Source organism: Geobacillus zalihae (assembly GCF_030414215.1).
In the GTDB taxonomy this organism is placed as follows: Bacteria; Bacillota; Bacilli; order Bacillales; family Anoxybacillaceae; genus Geobacillus; species Geobacillus zalihae.
Genome location: NZ_CP129217.1, coordinates 2,604,989 through 2,631,157 on the forward strand (window position 1 = coordinate 2,604,989; position 26,169 = coordinate 2,631,157).

General features: G+C 55.3%; 29 protein-coding genes and 1 other annotated feature. Of the genes, 2 read left to right on the top strand and 27 right to left on the bottom strand.

Annotated elements, in window-relative coordinates; genetic code table 11:
* Positions 1-23: 23 nt before the first annotated feature.
* The 10 genes from ruvA to nadB form a co-directional block, all read right to left on the bottom strand.
* Positions 24-608, bottom strand: coding sequence for a Holliday junction branch migration protein RuvA (gene ruvA, locus QWV57_RS13200; protein ID WP_020756204.1), 585 nt, complete (start codon positions 606-608; stop codon positions 24-26).
* A gap of 103 nt (positions 609-711) precedes the next feature.
* On the bottom strand, positions 712-1,188 hold the full coding sequence (locus tag QWV57_RS13205; protein WP_129447172.1) for an intercompartmental signaling factor BofC: 477 nt from the start codon (positions 1,186-1,188) through the stop codon (positions 712-714).
* A gap of 226 nt (positions 1,189-1,414) precedes the next feature.
* Complete coding sequence (locus tag QWV57_RS13210) at positions 1,415-2,155, bottom strand: YebC/PmpR family DNA-binding transcriptional regulator (RefSeq protein WP_014196414.1); 741 nt, start codon at positions 2,153-2,155, stop codon at positions 1,415-1,417.
* A gap of 138 nt (positions 2,156-2,293) precedes the next feature.
* Positions 2,294-3,028: a YhcN/YlaJ family sporulation lipoprotein gene (locus QWV57_RS13215; RefSeq protein WP_013144628.1), complete on the bottom strand. Its 735-nt coding sequence runs from the start codon at positions 3,026-3,028 to the stop codon at positions 2,294-2,296.
* A 115-nt stretch (positions 3,029-3,143) separates the two neighbouring features.
* The gene (gene nadE / locus QWV57_RS13220; protein ID WP_013144627.1) at positions 3,144-3,884 is read right to left on the bottom strand and encodes an NAD(+) synthase; all 741 of its coding nucleotides are present in this window, start codon (positions 3,882-3,884) and stop codon (positions 3,144-3,146) included.
* Positions 3,885-3,918: 34 nt separating this feature from the next.
* Positions 3,919-4,863 (bottom strand): phosphotransferase, encoded by a 945-nt coding sequence (locus QWV57_RS13225; RefSeq protein ID WP_301099952.1) that lies wholly within the window; start codon positions 4,861-4,863, stop codon positions 3,919-3,921.
* Positions 4,847-6,403 carry a SafA/ExsA family spore coat assembly protein gene (gene safA / locus QWV57_RS13230; protein WP_011232074.1) on the bottom strand — a complete coding sequence of 519 codons (1,557 nt, stop codon included), beginning with the start codon at positions 6,401-6,403 and terminating at the stop codon, positions 4,847-4,849. Before safA ends, QWV57_RS13225 begins: the two co-directional genes overlap by 17 nt.
* 158 nt (positions 6,404-6,561) lie before the next feature.
* Positions 6,562-7,665: a quinolinate synthase NadA gene (gene nadA / locus QWV57_RS13235; protein WP_011232075.1), complete on the bottom strand. Its 1,104-nt coding sequence runs from the start codon at positions 7,663-7,665 to the stop codon at positions 6,562-6,564.
* A gap of 14 nt (positions 7,666-7,679) precedes the next feature.
* Positions 7,680-8,510 (bottom strand): carboxylating nicotinate-nucleotide diphosphorylase, encoded by an 831-nt coding sequence (gene nadC, locus QWV57_RS13240; protein WP_129447170.1) that lies wholly within the window; start codon positions 8,508-8,510, stop codon positions 7,680-7,682.
* Positions 8,511-8,538: 28 nt separating this feature from the next.
* Positions 8,539-10,131, bottom strand: coding sequence for an L-aspartate oxidase (gene nadB / locus QWV57_RS13245; protein WP_173400011.1), 1,593 nt, complete (start codon positions 10,129-10,131; stop codon positions 8,539-8,541).
* A 69-nt stretch (positions 10,132-10,200) separates the two neighbouring features.
* On the opposite strand from nadB, the gene QWV57_RS13250 reads away from it, so the two are divergent.
* Together QWV57_RS13250 and QWV57_RS13255 are read left to right on the top strand one after the other, a co-directional pair.
* Positions 10,201-11,325: an IscS subfamily cysteine desulfurase gene (locus QWV57_RS13250; protein ID WP_129447168.1), complete on the top strand. Its 1,125-nt coding sequence runs from the start codon at positions 10,201-10,203 to the stop codon at positions 11,323-11,325.
* 15 nt (positions 11,326-11,340) lie between these two features.
* Positions 11,341-11,880, top strand: coding sequence for a transcription repressor NadR (locus QWV57_RS13255; protein ID WP_013144620.1), 540 nt, complete (start codon positions 11,341-11,343; stop codon positions 11,878-11,880).
* A gap of 108 nt (positions 11,881-11,988) precedes the next feature.
* Here QWV57_RS13255 and pheA read toward each other — a convergent pair whose 3' ends face one another.
* The 17 genes from pheA to QWV57_RS13340 form a co-directional block, all read right to left on the bottom strand.
* Positions 11,989-12,837, bottom strand: a complete 849-nt coding sequence (gene pheA, locus QWV57_RS13260; protein WP_011232080.1) for a prephenate dehydratase — start codon at positions 12,835-12,837, stop codon at positions 11,989-11,991.
* A 21-nt stretch (positions 12,838-12,858) separates the two neighbouring features.
* The gene (locus QWV57_RS13265; RefSeq protein ID WP_011232081.1) at positions 12,859-13,302 is read right to left on the bottom strand and encodes an ACT domain-containing protein; all 444 of its coding nucleotides are present in this window, start codon (positions 13,300-13,302) and stop codon (positions 12,859-12,861) included.
* 16 nt (positions 13,303-13,318) lie between these two features.
* The gene (gene obgE, locus QWV57_RS13270; protein ID WP_011232082.1) at positions 13,319-14,617 is read right to left on the bottom strand and encodes a GTPase ObgE; all 1,299 of its coding nucleotides are present in this window, start codon (positions 14,615-14,617) and stop codon (positions 13,319-13,321) included.
* 237 nt (positions 14,618-14,854) lie between these two features.
* On the bottom strand, positions 14,855-15,403 hold the full coding sequence (locus QWV57_RS13275; protein ID WP_015375495.1) for a sporulation initiation phosphotransferase B: 549 nt from the start codon (positions 15,401-15,403) through the stop codon (positions 14,855-14,857).
* 172 nt (positions 15,404-15,575) lie between these two features.
* Positions 15,576-15,866: a 50S ribosomal protein L27 gene (rpmA, locus tag QWV57_RS13280; RefSeq protein ID WP_011232084.1), complete on the bottom strand. Its 291-nt coding sequence runs from the start codon at positions 15,864-15,866 to the stop codon at positions 15,576-15,578.
* A gap of 15 nt (positions 15,867-15,881) precedes the next feature.
* Positions 15,882-16,211: a ribosomal-processing cysteine protease Prp gene (locus QWV57_RS13285; protein WP_011232085.1), complete on the bottom strand. Its 330-nt coding sequence runs from the start codon at positions 16,209-16,211 to the stop codon at positions 15,882-15,884.
* Between the two features lie 2 nt (positions 16,212-16,213).
* Complete coding sequence (gene rplU, locus QWV57_RS13290; RefSeq protein WP_011232086.1) at positions 16,214-16,522, bottom strand: 50S ribosomal protein L21; 309 nt, start codon at positions 16,520-16,522, stop codon at positions 16,214-16,216.
* Between the two features lie 14 nt (positions 16,523-16,536).
* Positions 16,537-16,616, bottom strand: a sequence feature (ribosomal protein L21 leader region).
* Positions 16,617-16,880: 264 nt separating this feature from the next.
* Positions 16,881-18,248: an ISLre2-like element ISGsp3 family transposase gene (locus QWV57_RS13295; RefSeq protein ID WP_301099953.1), complete on the bottom strand. Its 1,368-nt coding sequence runs from the start codon at positions 18,246-18,248 to the stop codon at positions 16,881-16,883.
* A gap of 472 nt (positions 18,249-18,720) precedes the next feature.
* On the bottom strand, positions 18,721-19,581 hold the full coding sequence (locus tag QWV57_RS13300) for a site-2 protease family protein (protein WP_063193079.1): 861 nt from the start codon (positions 19,579-19,581) through the stop codon (positions 18,721-18,723).
* The gene (locus QWV57_RS13305) at positions 19,574-20,341 is read right to left on the bottom strand and encodes a M23 family metallopeptidase (protein WP_060787742.1); all 768 of its coding nucleotides are present in this window, start codon (positions 20,339-20,341) and stop codon (positions 19,574-19,576) included. The genes QWV57_RS13300 and QWV57_RS13305 overlap by 8 nt, the downstream gene beginning before the upstream one ends.
* Before the next feature lie 260 nt (positions 20,342-20,601).
* Positions 20,602-21,408, bottom strand: a complete 807-nt coding sequence (minD, locus tag QWV57_RS13310) for a septum site-determining protein MinD (RefSeq protein WP_014196423.1) — start codon at positions 21,406-21,408, stop codon at positions 20,602-20,604.
* A gap of 2 nt (positions 21,409-21,410) precedes the next feature.
* Entirely contained in the window at positions 21,411-22,094 is a 684-nt protein-coding gene (minC, locus tag QWV57_RS13315) for a septum site-determining protein MinC (RefSeq protein ID WP_020278403.1), read from the bottom strand.
* A gap of 49 nt (positions 22,095-22,143) precedes the next feature.
* Complete coding sequence (gene mreD, locus QWV57_RS13320) at positions 22,144-22,662, bottom strand: rod shape-determining protein MreD (protein WP_129447329.1); 519 nt, start codon at positions 22,660-22,662, stop codon at positions 22,144-22,146.
* Positions 22,659-23,525 (bottom strand): rod shape-determining protein MreC, encoded by an 867-nt coding sequence (gene mreC, locus QWV57_RS13325; RefSeq protein WP_020278405.1) that lies wholly within the window; start codon positions 23,523-23,525, stop codon positions 22,659-22,661. The genes mreD and mreC overlap by 4 nt, the downstream gene beginning before the upstream one ends.
* 19 nt (positions 23,526-23,544) lie before the next feature.
* Complete coding sequence (locus QWV57_RS13330; protein WP_011232093.1) at positions 23,545-24,567, bottom strand: rod shape-determining protein; 1,023 nt, start codon at positions 24,565-24,567, stop codon at positions 23,545-23,547.
* 157 nt (positions 24,568-24,724) lie between these two features.
* Complete coding sequence (gene radC, locus QWV57_RS13335) at positions 24,725-25,405, bottom strand: RadC family protein (protein ID WP_013144611.1); 681 nt, start codon at positions 25,403-25,405, stop codon at positions 24,725-24,727.
* Positions 25,406-25,541: 136 nt separating this feature from the next.
* Entirely contained in the window at positions 25,542-26,117 is a 576-nt protein-coding gene (locus QWV57_RS13340; protein WP_129447330.1) for a Maf family protein, read from the bottom strand.
* Positions 26,118-26,169: the final 52 nt, after the last annotated feature.

The window sequence follows — 26,169 nt, forward strand, 5'->3', positions numbered from 1 at the left end:
TCATTCCTCCCTTTGGCCGCTGTTTATCCCAAAAGCAGCGCCAGCGCCCGCTTCACATACTGTTCCGTCGACATCGCTTCTTCGCGGAGCGCCGGAATGATTTTCTCGATCTCCCGTTCAGCGTAGCCGAGCGCCTTGAGCGCCGCCACCGCCTCGGCGAGCGCACCGGAAAGCGGTGCGGCCGAACGTGCAGCCGCCGGCGCCGCAAGCGCCCCGAGCTTCCCTTTTAAATCCAAAATCATTTGCCGAGCCGTCTTTTTGCCTACGCCTGGAAACTTGCATAAAAACGCCTCGTTTTCTTCCTCGATGGCCCGCGCCAGTTCATCAGGACGCCCGGCCGCCAAAATGGCGAGGCCGCCTTTCGGACCGATGCCGGACACTTGAAGCAGCTTTGTGAACAAGTTGCGCTCTTCGCGCGTGGAAAACCCGTATAAAGCGTGCACATCTTCGCGCACATATTCGTATGTATACACCGTCACCACCGCCTCGCGGCTCTCGCGAAAGGCAAACGGATTCGGCGTAAAAATTTCGTAGCCGATGCCGTTATGGTCGATGACGATATATTCCGGGCAGACGTAATCGACATACCCACGGATAAACTCGATCAATGGATGCTCCTCTCCTTTTTTCGTCCTTTCATTGTATCATATGATTTCATTATAGCAAAAAGAAATCCCGTGATGCGCATCGCACCACGGGCTTGTCGCCGCTTTACTGGACAACCGCAAAATGGCGGTACATTTCAATCACTTGTTCGTATTGTTCTTTCGAGAGGACGCGAATTCCTTGCTTCAGCTTTTCTTGCTGACGGCTTTCGAGCTTTTGCACGTCGATTTGGAAAAACGACTGGATGATTTCGCTCGACCGGCCCGGTTTGCCGTTGAAGATAGACAACGTGCCATCGTCTGTAATTCCGAAGTAGCCGTTTGTTTTTAACAACGGCGAAATGTCGTTGATTGTTTTGCGAAATACGATCGTCTGATCATCGAGCGTCACGAGTTGCCAACCGCGATATTTTTTCCATATTTCTGTCATCGAATCGACGGTTTCGGTGACTTTCTCTTCGCTCATCTCTCCGTCCAAGTATTGCCGCTCGAGCACAATCGTCATCTTAACCGGTGCGGCGGAGGCCGAATGAACCGGTAACACGATGGCGGCGATCCACAGTATGAGGGAAAGAATTCGCATCGTTTGTTCCTCTCTTCTCGGATGATGGTTCCTTTACGCCACTAGTTTCACCAGCGGACGCCATTTTATTCCTTGATCCATCAGCTTTTTTGCCAATCAAGCTGCCGTCGATCCAAAAAGTGGGGCAGGGATTCGAGCCAACGGCGCTCGATCATCATATTCCATTATGTTCCACGACCTTCGAACGTATGTACAAAAAATCCGCCGGCTTCGCCGACGGACGTCGCTACTCCTCAAGCACCGATTCGTCCAAATTATGGTACACTTCTTGGACGTCATCATCATCTTCAAGCGTATCGATCAACTTCAGCATTTTTTTCAAATCGTCGCCCTCAAGCGTCGTATACGTTTGCGGAATCATCGTAATTTCCGCGCTGGCAAACGTGAATCCTTGCTGTTCCAGCTCGTCTTTCACCGTTTCAAACGATTCGGGCGCTGTATAAATTTCGAACGATTCGTCCGTTGTTTCCATCTCCTCGGCGCCCGCTTCAATGGCCAACAGCAGCAATTCATCCTCATCAACGTTGTGCTGTTCGCGGTCAATCACGAGCAGCCCTTTGCGCTCGAACAAATAGGAGACGCAGCCCGTTTCCCCTAAATTGCCGCCGTTTTTCGAAAACGCCGCACGCACGTTGGCGGCGGTGCGGTTTTTATTATCCGTCAGGCAAACGACCATGACGGCAACGCCGCCTGGTCCATATCCTTCGTAGCGAATTTCCTCATAGTTGGTATGTTCTTGGGTTCCAGTTGCTTTTTTAATCGCCCGTTCAATGTTTTCGCTCGGCATGTTGGCCGCTTTCGCCTTCTCAATGACAAGGCGCAGGCTCGGATTGGACGCTGGATCGCCTCCGCCGCTTTTGGCGGCCACATAAATTTCCTTCGCCAGTTTCATGAACAGTTTGCCGCGTTTGGCATCTTGAGCATTTTTCCGCCGTTGGATATTTTTCCACTTCGAATGTCCAGCCATCGACAGTTCTCCTCTCATCGCAACGGAATGTTCCGACTATTACTATAGCAAAAAACGCGGAAATTGTCAGCCAAGCTCCAGCGAAGGAGCAGCCATGAAAAAAGGCGCCCCGCTTTTTTGGGACGCCTTTTTCGTTTGTCACCGAGTGTTTTCCGGCCGTTCTTGAATCGTGCCATCGATAAAAATGGTGCGCAAATCACGGCGGATTTCTTCCATATTGATTGGAGTCCCGCGTCGAAGCGCGTTGTCAATCGTGCGGATGCGGTGGTACATGCTCGGATTCGAGGTGACGCGCACCCGCTTGCCGTCCGCGTACGGAGCGACCGCTTGCTCGATTTGCTTCTCAAGCCGCTTGGGATGGCGGTCGTCTGTGGCAATCGCGATGAGCGCCTGATCGCCATACACAACCGCGCGGGCATCGTCGACTCCGTTCACCGCTGCGGCGCGGCGGGAGAGCTTCTCAGCCAAACCGCCGGCATAGCTTCGGTAGTACGACGGGTGCGGATCGACGTTTAGCGAGTGCAAATGCCCATGGTAGTTGTAATCACTGTCACCGAAATCGACGTCGGGCGGAAGAGCCGGAACGTCCGTGTCAAACCGGGTCGCTGCTGGTCCTCCGAGGCGGCCGCCGTCCGTCAAATAATCGGTGACCGGACCGCGGCGCGCCCATATATAACGGTTGTCATAATTGAGCGCATTCGTCCCGTATCGGCCATAGCGGAAATCGTCGCCTCGCTCCGTCGAGTAAAAACCGATCGGTCTCGCCGCATCATGATAACGCTGCGCCCCTTCCTCATTCGCCCGGTAGTTGGTGCATGAGGCGAGCAATCCGGCGACCGACAACGCGCCGATCCATCTGACCGCGTATCTCAATGGAAAACCCCCCTTGGTTTCCTTCGCCCAAGGCTGGCATGAAGCCAGCCTTACGTTTAGCTTGCGGCAAACGCGGGGGGTTTATCGCTGTCAGTTCAACCCAACGAGATGACAGCTAAAACTTCGGCGGCGCAATCGCCAACTGCCGTTTATGATGCGAACGTTCATGAAGCCGTTCAATAATGTTTCGATCGCGTTCTGGAATATCTTCCCCTTTTAAATATTTATCGATCATTTCATACGTCGTGCCCATTTCGCTTTCATCCGTCTGCCCTTCCCACAGTCCGGCGCTTGGAGCTTTCTTGATAATTTCTTCCGGGACGCCGAGCAGACGGCCCATTTCGCGCACTTCGCCTTTTGTAAAGTGAATGAGCGGCACTAAATCGACTCCACCGTCACCGTATTTCGTAAAGTAGCCCGTATGCCATTCGGCGGCGTTGTCCGTACCGACGACGAGATAGCCGTAATTGTTGGCGACCGCATACAACGTCGTCATGCGCAAACGCGCCCTTGTATTCGCATCGCCGAGGCGCGCGCGCTCTTCGCTCCATTCCCCGATGGCTTTCAGCTCGGCCTCGACCGCGCCAAACAACGTCCGGTGCGCCTCGGTCAAATCGATGACCAAATGCCGGATGCCGCAGCTTTTCACCACTTTCAGCGCATCTTCCATATCTTTCGGATTGCTTTTGCAAGGCATGATCAGCCCCAGCGAATCGTCCGGAAAGGCACGCTTAATCAAATGGGCGACAACCGCCGAGTCGATGCCGCCGCTGATGCCGACGACCGCCCCGTTTAAACCGGCTGATGAGACTTGGTCACGCAACCATTGCACGAGTTTGTCAATTTTTTCTTGCATCCGTCCTCGACTCCTTTTCCAAAGATTCCATTCTTCATTGTAGCATAGCATAAAGGCGGCGGACAAACCGTTCTCTCCGCTTGCGGTCAAACACAAGGGGGCGGCGGCGCGCGGCGGCTGACCGCCATTCGCGAAACACATCAGCCGGAAATAAGAGCGCATGCAAAAACCAGCGTTTTTCCAACCAACGGCGAAGCGGAGCGAAACGGGCGAGTGTTGAATATGACCAACCGATATACGGCAAGAGGCGATTGGCGTATTGGCAATAGTCAAGCCCGGGCGAGGCAAGAGCGGCCGCGTCATAGTCGATGAGGTACATCTGGCCGGTTGTGGTGCGCAAAAAATTATGGGAGGCGACATCACCATGAATGATGGCAGCAGAATCCGCCGTCAACTCTGGAGCATGCTCGCGACACGTTGATAGACAGTAATCCGCCCAGCGCAGCGTAAATAAAATGTCTTCTTTGTCCATGATCGTTTCAACAACAGGCAAATGTCGGCAAAACTCCTCATAGCGGCGCCGCCATTTGTCATACAGCTGCGCACGCGGCAGCCCCATCGCCTCCTGCTTGCTGCTGGCGATGTTTGCCGTTATGGTATGGTAACGTTCGAGCAAATGAAGTCCGTCAGCGGCGTCAGCCCAAGCGGCAAACGAGATTGGACGCGCTCCGGCTACATATTCCGTCAGCAGCCAATAGCATCCGCCGGCTTCAACCACTCCTCCGCGCCCGATCGGCATAGGGGCCGGCGCGGCGGAAAAACCGGTCTTCCTTAATGCGGCAAGAAGCCAGGCGTGCCGCGCGGCCGCAACAGGAAAGCGATACGCTTTGGCGACAAACATTCCTTGCCGGGCGGCAATGGCGAAGACATGCGGTTTCAATGCCACAACTTGTTGAATAACAAGCCGATATTGGCGGTCAAGAAGAAAAAAGAGACGGCCGGCGGCGTCTCTTTTCACTTGGTTATTGTTCCTCGCCATGCCCGCTCTCCTCATCCGGCGGTTCGCTAAACAAACGGGGGCCGGCGACCGGCGGGGCGGATGATGGCGGGTAGGATGGCGGCGAGTATCCCGCTGGACTTGTCGGATAAACGACGCCTGGCCACGGAAGCGGCGGCGCTGACTGCGGCGCATATCCGTATGGAGCCGGCAGGGCGTACCCTCCATAATAGTACGGGGGCGGCGCATAGGCCGGTGCATACCCAAAAGGCGAGGGGTGCGCCGCAGGCGGCGCATAAACTGGCGTTGCAGCGCCGGGCGGCGGGAGAACGCCCCCTGCGGACGGGACAAACGGGGCGGCAACCCCAGGCCCAGAAAACGGCGGCTCTAATGATTCACTGCTGCTTTCGTGAATGCCGGGAAACGGCGCCGAACCGTTTTCCGGACTTTCACCGCTTTTCCCAACGGCCGACGGCGCAGACGATGGCGGATAGGACGTCGGCATGATCGGCAGCGGCGGCGCGTAAAAACCGCTCCCCGGCCAAACTGGCGGCACTGGCGTACATCCTTGGTCAGTGCCAAATATTGGGATCGTCGGCGGGGCGACAGGAACGTATGGAATGTTCGGCAGCGGCGGCGCGTCTTCGCTCTCAGCCGCCGGTTCCCCTTTCCATTCAGCTGGGCTTTCATTGTCCTCCTCTTTCATCATGTTGGGCAAAATATTGCTCGGCTTCGGCGGAATCGGCGGCACGTTGGCCAGCGATTGAGCGAACGAAAGTTGAGGAGGCGGGGCCACCGGCGGAATCGTATGCACAAGCGGCGGCACAGAGGCGCCTTTCGCTTTTGCCCCTTCTTTTGCCTCCGCTTTCGGCGTTTTTGGTGCTTCTTGTGCCGTTGCTTTTGGCGCTTTTTTCTCGACAGCCTTTGGCGTTTCGTTCATCGCCGCTTTCGGCGCCTCACCCGCCGGTGCCTTTGGCGCTTCATTGATGGGCGCATTCGGCGTTTCGTTCACCAGTACGTTCGGCGCTTCATTCACCACTGCTTTTGGTGCCGCTTTTGGCGCTTCCTTCTCGACGGCCTTTGGCGCTTCATTGATGGGCACATTTGGCGTTTCATTCACTGATACATTTGGCATTTCGTTCACCGGCACGTTTGGCGCTTCATTCACTGGCACATTCTCCGCCTTCTTCTCCGGCGCTTTCGGTGTTTCCTTTACGACTGCTTTGGGCGTTTTCTTTACCACTGCTTTCGGCGCCTCACCCGCCGGTTCGTTTACCGCTGCCTCGCCTTCCGGAGCAGGGGCGACAGCAGTGTCAAGCTCGGTATCAATGTGGAATGAGACGAACGGTTTCGCCTCCGCGTACGGGTGCTCTTTTACGTGCATTTTTTTGGGTGACACAGGCGCCTTCGTCTCTTTTTTGACCGGCACCCCTGCTGTCGGCACTTTGATTTTCATTCCAGGCATAATCATATTCGGGTCGCTCAAATGCCCATTTATTTTTTTCAATTGTTCAAAATCCACTCCATATTTTTGGGCGATTTTCCAAAGGGTGTCGCCCTTTTGGACAATATGGATTTTCACTCCATTCCCCTCCTAAACCGAGACTGTTTACGCTCGATCGAACCGATGCTTGTTTCCCGTTATCGTCTTTCAACACAATGTATGACGATGATCGTTGATTTATGATAAAAAAATCCCTGACCGAACGAGGATCCCTCCTCGTCAAGCCAGGGAAAAAGCTAGGCAAGCGAAAGCATGCGGTCGAGCGCCTCTTTTGCCTCTGCGGCGATGTCTTTCGGAACGGTGATGCGATTGACGATCGCTCCTTGCTCAAGCGATTCGAGCGCCCAGACGAAATGCGGCAAATCAATTCGATTCATCGTTAAACACGGGCACATATATGGATTGAGAGAAACAATTTCTTTGTCTGGATGTTCATGCTTCAGCCGGTTCACCAAATTCATTTCCGTTCCAATCGCCCACTGGGTGCCGGGTGGAGCATTGCGGATCGTTTCAATAATGTATTTTGTCGAACCGGCGTAGTCTGCTTGCTGGACGACCTCCCAGCTGCATTCCGGATGGACGATGACATGGATTCCCGGCTTCATCCGTCGAATATGCTCGATTTGTCGCACGGTGAAGTTTTCATGCACGGAGCAATGTCCTTTCCAAAGAATGACTTTCACCTTGTCGAGATCGTCCGCCCCTTGGAGCGTCTCCTCATGCGGATCCCACACCGCCATCTCGTCAAGACGGATGCCGAGCGCATAGGCCGTATTTCTCCCTAAATGCTGATCCGGCAAAAAGAAAATCCGTTCATTCCGTGAAAACGCCCAAGCCATCATCTTTTTCGCGTTCGACGAGGTGACGGTCGCTCCGCCATGGCGGCCGACAAACGCTTTAATCGCCGCGGTTGAATTGACGTACACAAGCGGCACGATCGTCTCGCCAAACCGCTCAATAAGCGCCGCCCATGCCCGCTCGACTTGAAAAATATCGGCCATATCGGCCATTGAACAGCCGGCGCGCAAGTCCGGCAAAATGACCGTTTGGTCGTCGCTCGTTAAAATATCGGCGGTTTCCGCCATAAAATGGACGCCGCAAAACACAATATATTCGGCTTCGCTGTTCTTTGCCGCGAGCTGGGCAAGCTGAAGCGAATCGCCGGTCGCATCGGCGAACTGAATGACCTCATCCTTTTGGTAGTGATGACCCGGGATGAAAAGGCGCCGGCCGAACCGTTCTTTCACCGCGCGGGCGCGTGCTTCGAGCTCGCTTCGTTCCATCGTTTTATACCGTTTGGGCATCTCATCCAGCCGTTTCAACTGTTCAAGGACGTTCACGGTTCTCCCCTCCATTATCGCAAATTGAAACTCATATCGAGCGCCGGGGCGGAATGGGTTAAACATCCGAGCGAAATGTAGTCGACTCCGGTCGCGCCGTACGCCGCCACATTGGCGAGCGTAATTCCCCCCGACGCTTCCGTGATGATCGGCTTTGGCACAAGCCGGACGAACGCCCGCACCTCATCCGGCGTCCGGTTGTCAAACATAATGACATCCACCCCGGCCTCGACCGCCTCGAGCACTTCGTCTTCCGTTTCGGTCTCTACTTCGATTTTCACCATATGCCCAAGCCGCTCCCGCACCGTTTTGACGGCGAGGGCGATCGATCCGCAAAAGGCGATATGGTTGTCTTTAATCATGACACCGTCGTACAAGCCAAAGCGGTGATTGTAGCCGCCGCCGCATGTGACGGCATATTTTTCAAGCATGCGCAGCCCCGGCGTCGTTTTCCGCGTGTCGCAAATGCGTGTGGAGCTATTGCCAAGCAAGTCAACGGCCTGTCGCGTCACGGTGGCAATGCCGCTTAACCGCTGCAGCAAGTTTAAAATGACGCGCTCACCGGACAACAGCGGCCCGACCGGTCCGGATGCGACGGCGATCGTTTCGCCGGCTTGGACCCGTTCGCCGTCCTGTTTCATGATGGTTACTTCGACGCGCGGATCCAGCAGCTGATAGCCCGCCGCAATAATGCCGACGCCGGCCACCACCCCGTCCGCTTTGGCCATAAACATGCCTGATGCCCGTTCATGAGCCGGAAAAATCGTCTCGCTCGTCACATCGCCGTCGCCAATATCTTCAAGAAAAAACTGTCGCAACAGTTGTTCGAGCTTCAACCGGTTCATCTTTCATCCCTCCGTTTTCTTTGCCGCTTTACCTCCCAGCCCCAAGGCGGGCCCACTCTTCTTTCGTCCGCACGAGGCGCCGCCCCCGCCACTCCGGGCGTTCACGCGGAAAATCGCTCCGGTAATGGCCGCCGCGGCTTTCCGTGCGCCCAAGCGCTGATGAAGCGACAAGCCAGCCCACTAGCAACATATATCCTGTTTCAATCTCCTCTGCCGACAATCGTTCAAGGTCGCCATCCAGCCAATCCGGCAACGAAAACTGTTCCAACCAGTCGACCGCTTCGCGAAGCCGATCGCCGTTGCGGACGATGCCGACAAACGTTGACAGCTGTTCGCGGAGCAACGCCCGCTCTGGCAGCCGTGGTACAATCAAACGACGCGGGCTGGATGAATCCGCTCGGTGCACCGTTTCCGGCCACGCCGCTTGACGGCGGATGGCGCAGGCCGCACGGAATCCAAAGACGATCGCTTCAAGCAACGAGTTGCTCGCGAGCCGGTTGGCGCCGTGCACACCGGTGCACGCCGCTTCCCCGACGGCGTACAAGCCCGGAACCGTCGTCTGCCCCCACTCGTTGACGACAACGCCGCCCATTAAAAAATGGGCGCCCGGCGCGACAGGAAGGCGGCCGGCTTCAAGGTCGACGCCATAGGCCTCACATAGCGCGGCGATCGTCGGAAAGCGGCGGCGGAAGTGGGACACGCGGGAAATATTCAAATAGACGCGGCCGCCGCGATCGAGTTCCGCCGCGATCGCTCGGGCGACGATGTCGCGCGGAGCGAGATCGCGAAGCGGATGGACGCCGTCCATCAGCGGTCTTCCATCTTCCGCCTCAAGCACCGCCCCTTCGCCGCGCACCGCTTCCGAGACGAGCCCGACCGCTTTTCCGCCGGCAACGAGCATCGTCGGATGAAATTGGATAAACTCCATATCCGCCACCGCCGCACCGGCGCGGTACGCCATGGCAATGCCGTCGCCAGTCGCCGTCGGCGCATTGGAAGTGAACGTATACAATCCGGCGCATCCACCGGTCGCCAACACGACGGCCGACGCCGGCCAAATGGACACCGAACCGTCTTCCCGCTTCGTTTTCACCCCAACGCAACGCCCCTCTTCCACAAGCAAATCAATCACCTGCTCGCCTTCTTCCATCCATACGCGTCCCTCGAGCCGCTCAAGCAAAAACGAAACGAGTGCTTTGCCCGTTTGATCGCCGCCGGCGTGCAAAATCCGGCGGTGGCTATGCCCGCCTTCAAGGCCGAAACAAAACCGGCCGCGTTCGTCCCGATCAAACGCCATGCCGGCGTTGATCCATTCTTGCAGCCGCCTCGGCCCTTCGCGGACGAGCCGTTCGACCATTCGTTCATCGTTATGAAAGCAGCCGGCGACCATCGTATCGCGGAAATGAGCGCGCCAATCGTCGCTCTCTGCCAGCGCCGCGGCCACCCCTCCTTGCGCCCGCCATGAATTGCTGTCGGTGCAACGTTTTTTCGTGAATATCATCACATGGTCGAGCTCAGATAAATGATACGCGACCGTTAACGCCGCCAGCCCGCTTCCGACGATAATCACGCCACCTTCCTTCACTCTCGGACGCCCCTTTCTTTTCACCTGTCTTGACATCTATATTTACACATATTTAAACTAATGGCAAGAGGTTTGGCGAAAAAAATGATGCAAAGGCGGGGGAATATGATTTATTTGGATTACGCGGCAACGACGCCAATGTGCCAAGAGGCGATCGCCGCTTACGCTGAAGCGGCGTCCGTTTACTTTGGCAACGAAAGCAGCTTGCATGACATCGGAACGAAAGCGAAACAACTGCTTGTCTTATGCCGGCGCGAACTCGCCGCCATGATTAACGGAGAAGCGGAAGGGATCTATTTCACAAGCGGCGGAACGGAAGCGAACGTGCTCGCGATCCGTTCGCTAGCTGCCGCCTACCGGCATAAGGGAAACCACCTGATCACGACCGAAATCGAGCATGCCTCGCTCCATCACCTGTTCAAACAGCTGGAAACAGAAGGATATACGGTCACGTATTTGCCCGTTGACCGATTCGGGCGCATTCGGCTGGCCGATTTGGAACGCGCCATCACGCCGCAGACCGTTCTCGTTTCCATTCAGCATGCCAACTCAGAGATCGGCACGATTCAGCCGCTTGCCGACATCGGCCGCCTCCTGCGGGCGCACGGCGTCCTTTTTCATAGCGACTGCGTGCAAACTTTTGCTAAAATACAGCTAGATGTTCAAGAGATAGGACTAGACAGCCTATCCGTTTCCGCCCATAAAGTGTACGGTCCCAAAGGGGTCGGCGCTGTGTACATCAACCCGCGCCGGCATTGGAAGCCGGTATTCCCGGGAGCGACGCACGAATCAGGCTTTCGGCCGGGAACGGTCAACGTACCGGGTATTGCCGCCTTCATTACGGCCGCGCAGCAGCTCCATCGACGAATGGCGGACGAACAGTCGCGTTTGGAACGACTGCGGAATCGGTTGCTTCACGCCATCGCCGCCAAACAGCTGCCGGTGGCGGTGGAAGGCCATCCCGATTTCCGTCTTGCCCATATTATCGGTTTGTCCGTCGCTGGGTACGAAGGGCAGCTTGTGATGCTTGAATGCAACCGCGCCGGCATCGCCATTTCCACCGGCAGCGCCTGCCAAGTCGGGCTGCAAGCGCCGTCGCGGACGATGCTCGCCGTCGGGAAAACGCCTGAAGAAGCGAAGCAATTCATCCGCGTCTCATTGGGCGCGGCCACGACCGAAGCGGAGATCGACCAGTTCGTTTCCACATTGGAGCGACTTACATCGGCATGAAAGGAGGAATGGCAGGTGAAAGAGGAAAAGAAAATTTTAGGGGAAAGGCGGCGCCAGCTCATTTTGCAATGGTTGAAAGAAAGCGAAGCGCCGCTCACGGGGGCTGAGCTGGCAGCGAAAACGAACGTCAGCCGCCAAGTGATCGTCCAAGACATTTCACTGTTAAAGGCGCGCAACGAACCAATCATCGCCACAAGCCAAGGCTATTTGTATTTAAAGCCGGCTGAACCGGCCAAAACGTACACGAGGACGGTCGCCTGCTTCCATACGCCAGAACAGACGAAAGAAGAGTTGTATTTGCTCGTGGATTGCGGCGTGACAGTCAAGGACGTCAAAATCGAGCATCCGGTTTACGGCGATTTAACCGCCTCGATCATGGTGAGCAACCGCCTGGAAGTCGACCAATTCATCGCCAAAATCGAGGCGACAAAATCGTCGTATTTGTTGCAGCTGACGGACGGAACCCATTTGCATACGCTGGAAGCCGATTCACCAGTGAAGCTTGACGCCGCCTGCCGCGCCTTGAAACAAGCCGGCTTTCTCATCGAAGCGTAAACTGGACCTGGCCGAACATCGGTTCATTCCCTGCGGAATACTGCGCGGCGGGCCGTCTAAAAAGGAACAGGCGGACGGCAGCAGACCGCCCGCGTGTTTTTGTCTGTGTCAAGCAAAATAATATGGATAGCTGCCCAACAGCTGCACAGTGCAGCCGAGCGCCTCAATTTCCGCGATCGCCCCCGGGATGAGGACGTCATCCATCGGCGCGTCGATGTCAATAATAAAGAAATAATTTCCAAGGCCCGTTTTCGCTGGGCGCGATTCGATTTTCGTCAAGTTGAGCCGCCGCCAGGCAAACGCTGATAACACTTGATGGAGTGCGCCCGGACGGTCTTGCGGCAGCATGACGACCACGGTCGTCTTGTCGCCGGCATAAAGAGGCGAAGCAGGCGAAAGCGGCTCTTTGCGCCGGCTGACGACAATAAAGCGCGTATGGTTGTAATCGTAATCGTGGACGTTTTCCTGCACGATCACTAGCCCGTATTTTTCCGCCGCCAGCCGGTTGGCGATCGCCGCCGCCGGCAAGTGCGGATGCTCGCTCACAAATTTCGCGGCGGCGCTCGTTGACGTCATCGGCACTTGCTTCGCCCCTTTCAGCACCGTATGCAAAAACTTCCGGCATTGGGCAATGGCGTGCGAGTGGGAATACACTTCTTTCACTTCGCGCCAATGAGGGGTGAAATATGGGTGCACCATCAAATGTTGCTCGATCGGCACAACGATTTCGCCGATGATCGGCAACGGCTGTTCGTGAATTAAATAGTCGAGTGTCAAATTGACCGATCCTTCCAAGGCGTTCTCGAGCGGCACCACGGCCGCTTCAATCTCTCCGGCCGCCGCGGCGTCAATGCAATCGGGAATCGTGTCATATGGCTCCCGCGGCTGCGACGGAAAAAGAAGAGCAGCCGCCGCTTCGGTGAACGTCGCCTTCGGTCCTAAATAACCGATTTTCATCTCGTTTGCCTCTCCCTTGCTTTAATACACTCCCGAACCGACAATTTCCACTTTTTCGACAAATTCGAGCTGTTTGAGCTTAGCGAGGAGTTCATCGATCTCCTCGTTCATATCGTTTGTGCTGACCGACAGCGTCACGTTCGCCCTCCCTTGAAGCGGAATCGTTTGATGGATGGTCAGCACGTTGCAGCCGGCCGCCGCCACAACGCCAAGCAGCTGTGACAACGTTCCGGAGCGGTCTTCTAAATGGAAAAAGAGCGTGACGATGTTTTCTTTCGTCACCGCTTGGAACGGAAAAATGGCATCGCGGTATTTGTAAAACACACCGCGGCTGATGTTGGCGAGCTGCGCCGCCTCGGCGACCGAGGCGGCTTTTTTCCGCTCAAGCAGCTGTTTCGCGAGCACGACTTTCTTCATCGCTTCCGGCAGGACGTCTTCGCGCACCAAATAAAATTTTTTCTCCACCGCACCTTCCCCCGCTCTATTCATCCCAGTCGTCGACAAACTCGAACTCGTAATCAAGCAACCGGATCGTGTCTCCGTCTTTCGCGCCGCGCTCGCGCAGCGCATCATCCACCCCCATCGCCTTCAGCTGGCGGGCGAAGCGGCGCACCGATTCTTCGCGCGAGAAATCCGTCATCTTAAACAACTTTTCAATTTTGTCGCCCGCCAAAATGAATGCTCCGTCGCTGGCGCGGGTGATCGTAAACGGCGGCTCCTCTTTTTCATATTTGTACACGACGCGCTGCACGGCCGGATCTTCCCGTTCATGAAGCGGGAATTCCGGCGTCGTTTCCAACAGGTCGGCGATGGCAAACAACAGCTCGCGCACTCCTTGTCTTGTCGCTGCAGAAATCGGAAAGACTGGCACCGCATCGCCGACTTTCTCTTTGAAGCGGCGCAAATTTTCTTCGGCGTTCGGCATGTCCATTTTATTGGCGGCAACAATTTGCGGCCGCTCGGTCAAGCGCAAATTGTACTGTTTCAGCTCTTCGTTGATGACGAGATAATCGTTGTACGGATCGCGCCCTTCGACCGCCGCCATGTCGATGACATGGACGATGACACGCGTCCGTTCAATATGGCGCAAAAACTGATGCCCGAGCCCGACCCCTTGATGGGCCCCTTCAATCAATCCCGGCAAGTCGGCCATCACAAAACTGCGCCCGTCTTCCGTTTCGACAACGCCCAAGTTCGGAACGAGCGTCGTAAAATGGTACTCGGCGATTTTCGGACGGGCTGCGGAGACGACCGACAGCAGCGTCGATTTGCCGACGCTTGGAAACCCGACCAGCCCGACGTCAGCGAGAAGCTTCAGCTCTAAAATGATGTTGCGCTCTTCGCCCGGTTCGCCGTTTTCCGCAATTTCCGGCGCTGGGTTGGACGCCGTCGCAAATCGGGTGTTGCCGCGCCCGCCGCGCCCGCCTTTGGCGACGACAAACCGCTGCCCCGCCTCGGTCAAATCGGCGAGCACTTCGTTCGTATCCGCATCGATGACAACGGTGCCTGGGGGCACTTTGACAATCAAGTCTTCCGCATTTTTGCCATGCTGGTTTTTCGACATGCCGTTTTCGCCGCGCGGCGCTTTAAAATGGCGCTGGTAGCGGAAATCCATCAACGTCCGCAGCCCTTCATCAACGACAAAGACGACATCGCCGCCTTTGCCGCCGTCTCCGCCGGCCGGCCCGCCTTTTGGGACGTATTTTTCCCGGCGGAACGCGACCATGCCGTTGCCGCCGTCCCCGCCTTTCACATAAATTTTCACCTGATCAACAAACATGGCTGTTCCTCCGATTCGCTTCCATCATGGTATCATGGCGAAATGAGTATGACTAATACTTATTATTGTATACAGAGTCGATTCCATGATGTCAATATGTACGCAAGCATCGGCCGTCTGCGGGCTGGCGGGCGGTTCAAGCCCAGCCGCCGCTTTTCGGTCCGATTGGATCGATCCGTTCGCACCTCTTAGGGCAAAATAAGCTTTGCCTTCCATTTTCCTTCGTCCAACCAATGGTCAAGATTCCGCCGCCAAAAGCTCAAGCTCCACCGTCAATTCGCCCTCGCCAACGGCAAACGACGCGAGCCGAAGCGGCGGTGATGGTTCGCAGCGCTTAAGCCAAGTGCGAATGGCTTCGCCATCTCGAAACGTGCCGCAATAATCCAAAAACAGCGCCGCCCGTCGGTCGGACAGCTCAATGGACAAACATAAATGGTTTTCTGTCCGCTCATCGGATTGCGCTTCAAGCAGGTGAAAAAATTGGCGGCACCATTCAGTCAGCTGCTCATCGCACCGCGACCAATCGGCTTCGCCGTCCGTGATTTCATACTCAAGAAAAAGCGGGCGCGGCTCCCAGTTATAAGTCATGACAAGCTCAGCGAACTGCTCGGCTTTCAAGTTCGTCAACCGTGTTTCCTGATGCATCTCGGCGATCATGTCTTCAATGATTTCCTGCACCCGTTCGATTTTATTGAGCGCCAAATGCCCTTTGATGAGCTGGATTTTGTTCAGCCAGTCATGGCGGGCATGGCGCATCACCTCAACGACAGTCCATCGCTTCTCCATCCAACGCTCCCCTATCCACTAAGCGTAGGCTCCCTGCCTCGCTTGGACTTCCGCCTCCATGGGGGAGGCATATGTACTTTTACTATAACATTTTTTGACATTGAACGGGAACGATTTTTCTACGCCAAAAAGAAAAAACTCTAACCGAACGGTTAGAGTTTTTTCACATCGATTACGCTTCTTGGCTGACCGGGTAGACGCTGACGCGTTTGCGGTCGCGGCCGAGCCGCTCGAAGCGGACGATGCCGTCGATTTTCGCATACAGCGTATCGTCGCCGCCGCGGCCGACGTTCAAGCCCGGATGGACTTTCGTTCCGCGTTGACGGTACAAAATCGAACCGCTGGTGACGAATTGACCGTCAGCCCGTTTTGCGCCAAGACGTTTCGCGATCGAGTCGCGGCCGTTTTTCGTCGAACCGACCCCTTTTTTCGAAGCAAAAAATTGCAGGTCAAGTCTCAGCATGGCAGTCACCTCCCGCTAGATGGATGTCACGCGGATAAATGTTCCGTAATCGCGTTCGATCGTCTTTAGCGAAACGACCATCGCTTCCAACAACAACTGCACTTTCTCTGCCGCCGCTTCTTCCAGCTCCGGAAGCTCGCAGCGGAGGTAGCCGCCGTCTTTGCCGAGCGAAACATGCGGGCTTACGCCAATAAGTGTCTCGATGGCGTTGATCGTGCCGAACGAGACCGCCGAAGCGCCGGCGCATACAATGTCCTGCCCGCGTTTCGCAAAATGGGCGTGCCCTTCCATCGTAAACGCGCGGATGCGGCCGTCCGCTTCCCGTTCAATCGTGACGCGGATCATCGTTACGCGTTGATTTTTTCGATGACGACTTTCGTGTACGGCTGACGGTGGCCTTGTTTGCGGCGATAGTTCTTTTTCGCTTTATATTTGAAGACGATAATTTTCTTTTGTCGGCCGTGTTTTTGCACTCTCGCCGTCACGGTTGCGCCTTCGACTGTCGGGTTGCCGATTTTCACCGTTTCCCCGCCGACGAACAGCACTTTGTCAAACGTGACCGTATCGCCTTCATTCGCATCCAATTTTTCGATGTAAATTTCTTGGCCTTCTTCGACTTTCAATTGTTTGCCGCCAGTTTCGATAATTGCGTACATGCATCGCACCTCCTTCATAGACTCAGACTCGCCAGCGCCAAGGCGGCCCAAGACGGAGCGCTTCATCGCCCGCGCTGAGCGGTTGTAGTGCGGGTGCGTCTTTTTGCGACAGCCGCCCTCTTTTGCCCTTGTTGGCAGGACAAAAAGTCTACAACGTCATCTATCGTAACATAGAAACGGCCGTCCGTCAACCGTCATCTTCGTCCCGAGTCAGTCAAGACTTTGTGGAGAACATTTTTTCGGTTCACTACGGGTGTTGTCAATCACTAGTTAGCGAACCATTTTCAGGAATTGATATCGTAAGCGCTTTCGGACTCTCATCCCTCATCTTGAGGTGATGATATTGTATTCCATTTTTTTACACCCAACCAAAATCCCGAAGCGCCGACAACGCTCGATGGATCGGCGTCCCGGATGACCGCTGCAGACACGGTAGATTCTGACGCACCACATCTGCCCACAACCGTCCTGCCTTCCGTTTGGCCTGTTCAACCCGCTTGGACTTCGTCGAGGCCGAGGCTGCCGTTCGGGTCTCTTCTTCCTCCACCAACTGCCCATTTCTCCGCCAAATCCCGTCGATTCGGGCTGCCATCGCCCTCAGAAACGCCCGAAGCCCTTGGTCTTTCCAGCTGCGGCGGGATTTCACCCGATGCGCAAACCGGCTCATCACGCTCTCGGCGTGGCCCATCGGACGCATGCCGGTCGTCTCCACCCCTTGCTCCGACAGCCACTCCCGATAGTCCCGGATGCATCCCGGCATCGACTCGATCCGGCGGATCATGGCAGCCATCTGCTTCTCTTTCGCTTCGTCCTCCAACGTGCCGACCGCGCTGTTCAGCTCCACGAGAAGCCCCTCTTCGTCTTGTTTCGCCAGCTTCTTCCGCACCTCCCGCCAACGCGAATGGCCGGACAGACACTGACGCAGCTCCCGCGCCACATGAAATCGATCCAGCTGAAAGCACGCCCGCTTCCCAAAATACTCCCGGCAGGCCGTGATCCACGACGCCGCGTCGCCGTTGATGATCAAAAGGTCCCGGCACGGATCATAGGCATATTCGTTCATCAGCCACTCTTCGAACCGTTCCCACACGTCTCCCTCCCCTTCATGGAGGTAGTGGCGCCGGTTCACGAGCTCAAGCTGCGAACCGTTTCGTTTCCATCCCTCGTGAATCGCCAGGATTTTCTCTTCTTTCGCCCGTTTCCCTTTCCCCTGGCGGGAAATGAACAGCCCATCCGCCTCCACAAACAGCACTCGGCCGTGCCGTTGGGAAACAGGGTGGTGCAGCGAGACAGGGGCCTCCAGCACCAGTTGGCGAATCGCCTCGTGGCTTAGGACCGCATACCCCACGATCGACTCCAACGTACGGGCTGCTTTGCGGTAGGAAGAGCACTCTACGGCCAACTCGACCGCCGTTTCCTCGAGGCAAGGGCTGATCGACTGCGCTCCATCAAAGCCCAGTTCGGCATCCAGCAAGAAGGTATAGTTCCCCGTTTGCCGGTCATAGTAGTAGTTCCGTCGAAACGTCACTTCTCCAAACAGCGTTTGGATCGTGGTCGGCCGTTTGTCTTTCAGCTGATACCGGCGCTTGTCCCGCGCTTCCGCCAGTTGTTGATCAATCTCCTCCAAAAGGGCCGCCAACAAGACAGCGAACACCTTTTGAAGAGTTCTGACTAATTGTTCCTCCAGCTCTTTTAATAAAGGCCATTCTGTGGTAAGATGTTTCATGGACTCTCTCCCTCCTGTTTTATGGATGTTGGTCATCACCATCATAGCAGGGAGAGAGTCCTTTTTGCATGACATTTGCTTTTTTCTACCGCGCTTCGCTTGGTGGCCCCGACGAGCGTCGCGAACAAAAGTTCGCAACCCTCGTCGGGGAATCATTCCTGAATGTCACCCACAAATATTTTACTCACACCTTCGTCCCCCGGCGGGCGATGATGAAACGGTGCAAACGACTATATAGATGCCATTTGAAGCTTTCACATTTGCAGCTTTTGCCGAGCATTGGATCGACTGTCGAGCGACCGAACAACGCCGCTGTCAGACCCATGTATGAGTCTGTGAAGCGAGCGGCTGTTCGGCCTCCCGTCACGCCAAGGTGTGACGAGGGCAAGCCTGTGGCTTGCCTTCATCAGTCGAAAAATAGATAAGCGACTTTTCCATCAAGGATATGTGAAACTTTTATATATAGCCACGATCAATAGATGAGAGCGCCAAGCGGCGCATCGGCTTGTTTTTCGGCAAAAAACGCATGCAGCAGCTCGTTTTCATCGAGCGTCGCCCGTTCGCGCCCGTCGCGAACGACGATGATCGCATGCTTTTGTCCGCGGTAAAATCGCTGCAGCACGGCCGAGATGCGTTCGTCCGCCGGCGCCGTAATCGTCCGCAGCTTTGTATAGCCGCCTTTGTTTCCATAATACCGCTCAAGCAAAAAGCGCATGACGACATACGGATGCTGCTTTTGCTCCTGCCAAAGAGCATGCGCCAAAAAGGCGGCGATCGCCCATAAATCAAGCTGGCGCGGCGCCAACACAAACAAAAGAACGACGCCGACAGCAAGCACGGCGGCCGATATGGCGACCGTGTTCCGGTGCGCTTCGCTGAACGGGCGGCGGTAGGACAGCAGCAAAAACAATAGCTTGCCTCCATCCAGCGGCCAGATCGGCAGCAAGTTCAAAGCGAAAATGGCCGCATTGTAGCGAAAAAAGAGCTCCCAGCTCCCGCCATCCATCATGCCGGCCTTCCACAAAAAAAACGCCGCCGCTGTGAGCCACAGATGCTGGGCCGGCCCGGCGAGCGTCACGATCCACTCCTCGCCAAACGGCCGGTTGCCGTGCTCTTCGACTTCCGCCACTCCGCCGAACGGCAGCAGCAAAATCCGCTTCACCCGCCAAGAGAAAAACGCGGCTGCCGCCGCATGGCCGAGCTCATGAACGAGGACGATGAAAAACAGCAGGCAAAGCTGCTTGAAATGGGCGGTAAGCACCGCGATGCCGCCGATCAGCCATAACAGCGGGTGGACGTGCAGCTTCCCGAGCAGCGCCATATACTTATTCAAAGGAGATCACCTGAATCGGATCGATAAATTCATCTCCTTGTTTAATCGCAAAATAAAACAGCCCTTTCTGTTTATTTGCCTCGCTCGCCTCGGCCGTGCCAACTTCCTGCCCCATTTCAACAAAGTCATACAATTTCACTGAAATGGCCCCCAAATGTCCGTACCACGTCTCCGTGCCGTCCGCATGTTGGATGATGACCGTTTTGCCAAGACGGTCTTTCGTACCGGCAAAGGTGACAATTCCTTCTTTCATCGCTTCCACTTTGGCTCCATTCTCGGTTTCGATCATCACTCCTTGCCCGTTTTGGTCAAAGCTCTCCAACACCCGGCCGGAAGCGGGCACAGCGTAGGAAGGCGCCGGTTTCGTCTTCGTTTCTTTTTGCGGTGCAAAAAAAGCGAGCGGCTCACCGAACGCTTTCTCATACCACGCTGAGACAGCCGCAAACTGAAACTCCGTTTCCATCGTCCGGGCAATAAACTGCCGCGCCGGCTCGAGCGAAGCGGAAGGATGCCGGAACACAATGGCCGTCACGAGCACGAGACAAGCGGCGATGAGGGTTTGAAAAAGAAACCACTCTTTGCGAAACAGCGGATGCGGCTCTGATTCAAACGAATAGCGGTCGTACGTGACGACCGGCAGCCCGTACCGCTCCTCATCAGCGGCGCTCCATCTAGATTCTTTTGGAACCTGCCCCTTATATTGACGTTCCCTTCTTCGTTTTTCAATGCGTTTTTTCATCTCACGGACGCGTCGATCCATACGTCCCCCCTCCACCTTTCCAACAACGTTTGTACTAATTTATGAGACAACCTCATGGAATATGAACGAGCGTTTTTCGCCGCGCCTCGCCGAACACGTCCGCGAACAAATCCCTCAAACGGTTTCACACCAACGTTTCGGCTGAGCGCCGCAACCGATCGATACCATCTGCTTCCGTTGTTACAGATCAGGAATTCCAAACAGCACAACAATTATGAATAAAAAAAGAAGGCCCATTCAACGGCCTTCTTGCGCCAACTTCATGATTTCAAACTAAATATTTTCCGAATCTTTGAAAACAGCCCCTTCTCCTCTTCCTCAAGCGGCGGCAGCGGCACCGACTCGCCGAGGATGCGGCGGGCAATGTTGCGGAAGGCGATCGACGCTTTGCTGTTTGGGTCCAGCACAATCGGCTCGCCGCGGTTCGACGCTTTGATCACGTTTTCATCGTCGGCGATAATGCCGAGCAACTCGATCGATAAATGCGAGATGATTTCGTCGACATCCAACATATCGCCGTTTTTCACCATATGGCTGCGAATGCGGTTGATGATGAGGCGCGGCGGTTTGACGTGCTCCTCCGCTTCAAGCAAGCCGATGATGCGGTCGGCGTCGCGGACCGCCGACACTTCCGGCGTCGTGACGACGATCGCTTCGTCCGCGCCGGCGACAGCGTTGCGATAGCCTTGTTCGATTCCAGCCGGACAGTCGATGAGCACATAATCGTATTCCTGTTTCAGCTCCTCAATGAGCTGTTTCATTTGCGCGGGGTTGACCGCCGACTTATCGCTCGTTTGCGCGGCCGGCAACAAATACAAATGGTTATCGAACCGCTTGTCTTTCACAAGCGCCTTCTGCACCGTGCAACGCCCTTCAACGACATCGACCAAATCATAAATAATTCGGTTCTCAAGCCCAAGCACGACATCGAGGTTGCGCAGCCCGATGTCGGTGTCGACAAGGCACACCCGCTTCCCTAGAATGGCGAGGGCCGTCCCAAGGTTCGCGGTCGTCGTCGTTTTGCCGACGCCGCCTTTTCCGGAAGTGATGACGATCGCTTCTCCCACGGTCACATTCTCCTTTCTAAGCGCGTCAAATTCGGCCGCAAATGCATAAGCAGCTGAAGGCGGTCGACAACAATTTGGTTATGCTCATCAATATAGGCGCATTCCATTTCATTTCCTTCATCCGTTTTCGAATCGGGCGCTCGGCTCATGATGTCGCCGATGCGCAGCTGCATCGGTTTCATGACCGATGCAGCGATGATCGCCTGTTTATTGCCGGCATACCCGGCATGGGCGATGCCGCGCAAGGCGCCGAGAATGAAAATGTTGCCTCCGGCAATGACCGTTCCGCCAGGGTTCACGTCGCCGATCAGCAGCAAATCCCCTTCGACATGAAGCACTTGTCCCGAACGGACAATGCGCGAAACGGGCACAATTTCCGTTTTTCTCATCCATTCTATCGCTTCTGCTTTCGACATGACATTGCTTTCGATCGAATCGACGACCAAATTTTTTGAACGGCGGATGAGCGCACGCACCTCTTCCTCTTGGGCAGGCGTCAAATAGCGGTTCCCAATTTTCAGATGAACAGAGACAAGGGGGCTGTCTGGCGCGACGCCAGCTTGTTTGACAAGCCGCTCCTCGATTTCTTTCAATAAATCGTCATACGAGCAGCGGTCGTCGAGATGCAGCGTCAGCCCATCTTTCGTCCCTTTAATCGTCACATACTGCTGCTTTTGTTTCGCCACAACGTTCACCCCAACGAATAATTCTACAAAACGGGCCGTTTTTCCTCTTTTATTCTTCCTGCTCAAACCGGCGAATTTTGGCCAATCGCCGTTCGAGCGGGTACGAAAAGACGAGCAAAAACGCGACGTTCAGAAGCAGCGTCGGCCATAGACGGCGGTCCCAAAAAACAGAAAACGACCAATCGGTCCGCCCGATCAACAGCTGGATGCCGTAGACATAACTGTCAAGCAGCACAATGGAAAGCAGCGACAAGAGCGATGCAACGAACCAGTTTTGGTGGAACCATTTCATCGCTTTGCCCGCCAAGTAGGCGATAAGCGTATAGGCAAACGCATAAACACCGAGCAGCTCTGTGTAGACGCAGTCATACAGAAACCCGAAGATAAACCCGTACCCCATCGCCCGCGTCCCGCCGAAATGCATCGCTGTGAACACGAGAAAAACAAGAAAAAACCGGGGAACAAAAAAATAGTGGACATACAAGTCGCCTTTTGGCCATATATCAACAAAAAGGCTCTCACTCACAAAACATAACACCGCAAGGAAAGGGAGACGCCACTTGTTCACTTTGCCTCCTCCTTTTCCTGCAGTGCTGCATCGATGGTTCGTTTCACAATCATGACGTCGTCAATATCATACAAGTTGGCAAACGGCTTGACATAGACGACTTTCGTCAATCCGTATTGGTCCGGCTTGACTTCAGTCACCTCACCGATCGGCAGCCCTTTCGGAAACACGCCGCCAAGGCCGGAAGTCAACACTTTTTGCCTTTTTTCCACTTTGGCGTCAATCGGAATTTCTCCGAGCAGCAACTCGCGCCGCTTCTCATCGTAGCCTTCGATCAACCCAAACACGTTTTCCTTTCCTTGGATATAAGCGGAAATGCGGTTGTTTTGGTCAAGCGCGCTTAACAGCTGCACAGTGGACGTAAATTGGGAAGCGTGCTGCACCTTGCCGACAAGCCCCGCTGGGGTGATGACGGCCATATCTTTTTTCACGCCGTGTTGCTCGCCTTTGTTGATGATGATCGTTTCCCGCCAACGATCCGGGTTCCGCCCGATCACCGTCGCCTGAATCGAAACAAAATCACGCAAGCTCTCTTTTTTATCGAGCAACGCGCGCAGCCGTTCGTTTTCTTGCCGCAGCGCCTCGACCTCGGTCTCAAGCGCCGCATATTCCTCAAGTCTTGCCTTCAGCAGTTCGTTTTCCTTATATGTACGGCGAAGATCGCTCACATTTTCAAAGAAGCCCGCGACTTGCTGGGCGGGCTTCCCAAACAGAAGCTGAACAAAACCGACCGTATCTTTTACAAACTGCTCCGGCCACGTCAATTCTTCGCGGCTGCGCAGGGAAAAGCCGATCAACATGACAAGGATGACGATGCTGACGAGCAAAAAAATGAGACGCTTATTCCCAAAAAGCTGTGGCATGCGTCACACCTTCTTACCGTCAGCGATGGTCTCTCGCCTTGTTTTTAAACAAGTCGATGTGGTCGAGCGCTTTCCCGGTGCCAATGGCCACGCAATCAAGCGGATTTTCCGCGACGATGACCGGCATGTCCGTCTCTTTGCTGATGACCTTGTCCAAATTGCGCAACAAAGCGCCGCCGCCTGTCAGCACGATGCCGCGGTCCATAATGTCAGCCGCTAGCTCCGGCGGTGTTTTTTCGAGCGTGTTTTTCACCGACTCGACGATCGCATAGACCGTATCGTGCAGCGCCTCAGCCACTTCTTCGGCGCTGATTTCGATCGTTTTTGGCAGCCCAGTGAGCAAGTCGCGGCCGCGAATTTCCATGTTTCCGATTCCTTCCGGATTTCCGGCTGAGCCGATCTCGACTTTAATCGCCTCCGCCGTCCGTTCTCCGATCATCAAATTGTACGTTTTTCGGATGTATTGAATGATCGCCTCATCCATTTCATCGCCGGCGATGCGAATCGACTGGCTCGTCACGATGCCGCCGAGCGAAATCACGGCCACTTCAGTCGTACCGCCGCCGATGTCGACGACCATGCTCCCGGTCGGCTCCCACACCGGCAAATTGGCGCCGATCGCGGCCGCAAATGGTTCTTCAATCGTATAGGCATCGCGTGCTCCAGCCTGGCGAGTCGCATCGATGACCGCGCGCTCCTCCACGGCTGTGATGCCGTACGGCACGCATACCATCACATACGGCTTGCTGGCAAACAACCCTTTCGTTTTGACGGCCTTGCGAATGAAATATTTCATCATCGTCGCCGTCGTTTCATAATCGGCGATGACGCCGTCTTTCATCGGACGAAGCGCCACGATGTTGCCCGGCGTGCGCCCGATCATGTTTTTCGCTTCATTGCCGACGGCGACGATTTGCTTCGTGTCGCGCTGAATGGCGACAACCGACGGCTCGCGCAAAACGATCCCTTTTCCCTTCACATAAACGAGCGTATTCGCTGTTCCTAAATCAATCCCGAGATCTTTCGTCCCAATTCCAAACATATGATCGATCTTCCTTTCCGAAACGAAATGCATATGATTTTCTATTGACAACATGGATCAGATGTCAAGTCATTTATAAATTGTACAACACCGCCCGAACGGATTCGGAAAAACCCATAGTTGATATTATAACTGATTCGACAAAAAATGAGAACCGTCAGACATAGCCTTTTTCTTTCAAACTGATGAATTTTTGATCGCCGATGATGAGGTGATCCAAGAGCTCGATGCCGATGATGCGGCCGCATTCCGCGAGCCGTTTCGTCACATCGATGTCTTCGCGGCTTGGAGTCGGATCGCCAGAAGGGTGGTTATGCACACAAATGACTGAGGCGGCGGAACGTTTGATCGCCTCTTTAAACACTTCGCGCGGATGGACAATCGAGGCGTTTAAACTGCCGATGAACACCGTTTTGCGGTAGATGACTTGATTTTTCGTATTTAAATAAATGGCGACAAAATGTTCTTGCGATAAAAAGCGCATATCTTCCATGACGTATTTCGCTCCGTCTTCCGGGCAACGAATCACATAGCGGTCGGCGCAGCCGGACTGGTGGATGCGTCGGCCGAGCTCGAGCGCCGCCAAAATTTGCACGGCTTTCGTCGGCCCGATCCCTTTGATGTTCGTCATTTCTTCGACCGTTGCGTCTTTGAGCGACCTCAGCCCCTCAAAATGGCGAAGGAGACGCTGGGCGAGCTGCACGACCGACTCCTCCTTCGTGCCCGTGCGCAACAAAATGGCGATCAGTTCATGGTCGGATAAACTTTCTGGCCCTGATGACAGCAGCCGTTCACGCGGCCGGCTGTCTTTCGGCACATCGCGGATCATCCACGCCATCATACTCCCCCTTTTTTGTTTTGCTTCATCGAAAGATGGAGAGGCTTGAACCGCCCCTCGGTACGACAGCAGAATCCGTTTGCGGGGGCGTTCTTTTGCCAAAAAGGCGCCAGACGGCGGCCGCCTGTGCTTTCATCTATGCCGGCGGCCACCCGAGCCGGCGCAATTCCCTCACCGTCCGCGACAGCGGCAGGCCGACGACCGTCAAATAGTCGCCTTCGATCCGTTTGACAAACAGGGCGGCGCGGCCTTGGATGCCATACGCCCCCGCCTTGTCCATCGGCTCCCCGGTCGCAATATAGGCGGCGATTTCCTCGTCTCCCAGCTCCCAAAACGTGACGGCTGTTTTTTCCGCAAACGATGTGATTGATCCATGAGGGAGTGCGATGGCGACGCCGGTCCATACGTCATGCGTTCGCCCGGACAAGAGCCGCAACATGGCGAATGCTTCTTCTTCCGTGCGCGGCTTCCCTAACAAGCGGCCATCGCACACCACGATTGTATCAGCGCCAAGAACGTACGCATCAGGGACAGACGGCGCCACCGCCTCAACTTTCCGGCGGGCAAGCAGTTGGACAGCTTCATCAGGGGGCGTTCCGGGGGCGATCGTCTCATCGGCTTGACTTTCTTGAACGTCAAACGGCCAACCGGCCAGCTCGAGGATCTGCCTGCGGCGTGGGGAGCGGGAAGCAAGCACGAACCGTGGAGGCATCGTTCATTCTCCTTTCGCTCGTTTCGGCTCGGAAGATTCATTTGTATCGTAG

Excerpts from the sequence above, each read along its gene's own strand:
- QWV57_RS13205 (WP_129447172.1), bottom strand. The coding sequence starts at position 1,188 with ATGCGAATTCTTTCCCTCATACTGTGGATCGCCGCCATCGTGTTACCG.
- QWV57_RS13210 (WP_014196414.1), bottom strand. The coding sequence starts at position 2,155 with ATGGCTGGACATTCGAAGTGGAAAAATATCCAACGGCGGAAAAATGCT.
- nadE (WP_013144627.1), bottom strand. The coding sequence starts at position 3,884 with ATGCAAGAAAAAATTGACAAACTCGTGCAATGGTTGCGTGACCAAGTC.
- QWV57_RS13225 (WP_301099952.1), bottom strand. The coding sequence starts at position 4,863 with ATGGCGAGGAACAATAACCAAGTGAAAAGAGACGCCGCCGGCCGTCTC.
- nadC (WP_129447170.1), bottom strand. The coding sequence starts at position 8,510 with ATGAACCGGTTGAAGCTCGAACAACTGTTGCGACAGTTTTTTCTTGAA.
- nadB (WP_173400011.1), bottom strand. The coding sequence starts at position 10,131 with ATGTCAAGACAGGTGAAAAGAAAGGGGCGTCCGAGAGTGAAGGAAGGT.
- QWV57_RS13250 (WP_129447168.1), top strand. The coding sequence starts at position 10,201 with ATGATTTATTTGGATTACGCGGCAACGACGCCAATGTGCCAAGAGGCG.
- pheA (WP_011232080.1), bottom strand. The coding sequence starts at position 12,837 with ATGAAAATCGGTTATTTAGGACCGAAGGCGACGTTCACCGAAGCGGCG.
- obgE (WP_011232082.1), bottom strand. The coding sequence starts at position 14,617 with ATGTTTGTTGATCAGGTGAAAATTTATGTGAAAGGCGGGGACGGCGGC.
- QWV57_RS13275 (WP_015375495.1), bottom strand. The coding sequence starts at position 15,403 with ATGGAGAAGCGATGGACTGTCGTTGAGGTGATGCGCCATGCCCGCCAT.
- rpmA (WP_011232084.1), bottom strand. The coding sequence starts at position 15,866 with ATGCTGAGACTTGACCTGCAATTTTTTGCTTCGAAAAAAGGGGTCGGT.
- QWV57_RS13285 (WP_011232085.1), bottom strand. The coding sequence starts at position 16,211 with ATGATCCGCGTCACGATTGAACGGGAAGCGGACGGCCGCATCCGCGCG.
- rplU (WP_011232086.1), bottom strand. The coding sequence starts at position 16,522 with ATGTACGCAATTATCGAAACTGGCGGCAAACAATTGAAAGTCGAAGAA.
- QWV57_RS13295 (WP_301099953.1), bottom strand. The coding sequence starts at position 18,248 with ATGAAACATCTTACCACAGAATGGCCTTTATTAAAAGAGCTGGAGGAA.
- QWV57_RS13305 (WP_060787742.1), bottom strand. The coding sequence starts at position 20,341 with ATGGATCGACGCGTCCGTGAGATGAAAAAACGCATTGAAAAACGAAGA.
- mreC (WP_020278405.1), bottom strand. The coding sequence starts at position 23,525 with ATGCCACAGCTTTTTGGGAATAAGCGTCTCATTTTTTTGCTCGTCAGC.
- QWV57_RS13330 (WP_011232093.1), bottom strand. The coding sequence starts at position 24,567 with ATGTTTGGAATTGGGACGAAAGATCTCGGGATTGATTTAGGAACAGCG.
- radC (WP_013144611.1), bottom strand. The coding sequence starts at position 25,405 with ATGGCGTGGATGATCCGCGATGTGCCGAAAGACAGCCGGCCGCGTGAA.
- QWV57_RS13340 (WP_129447330.1), bottom strand. The coding sequence starts at position 26,117 with ATGCCTCCACGGTTCGTGCTTGCTTCCCGCTCCCCACGCCGCAGGCAG.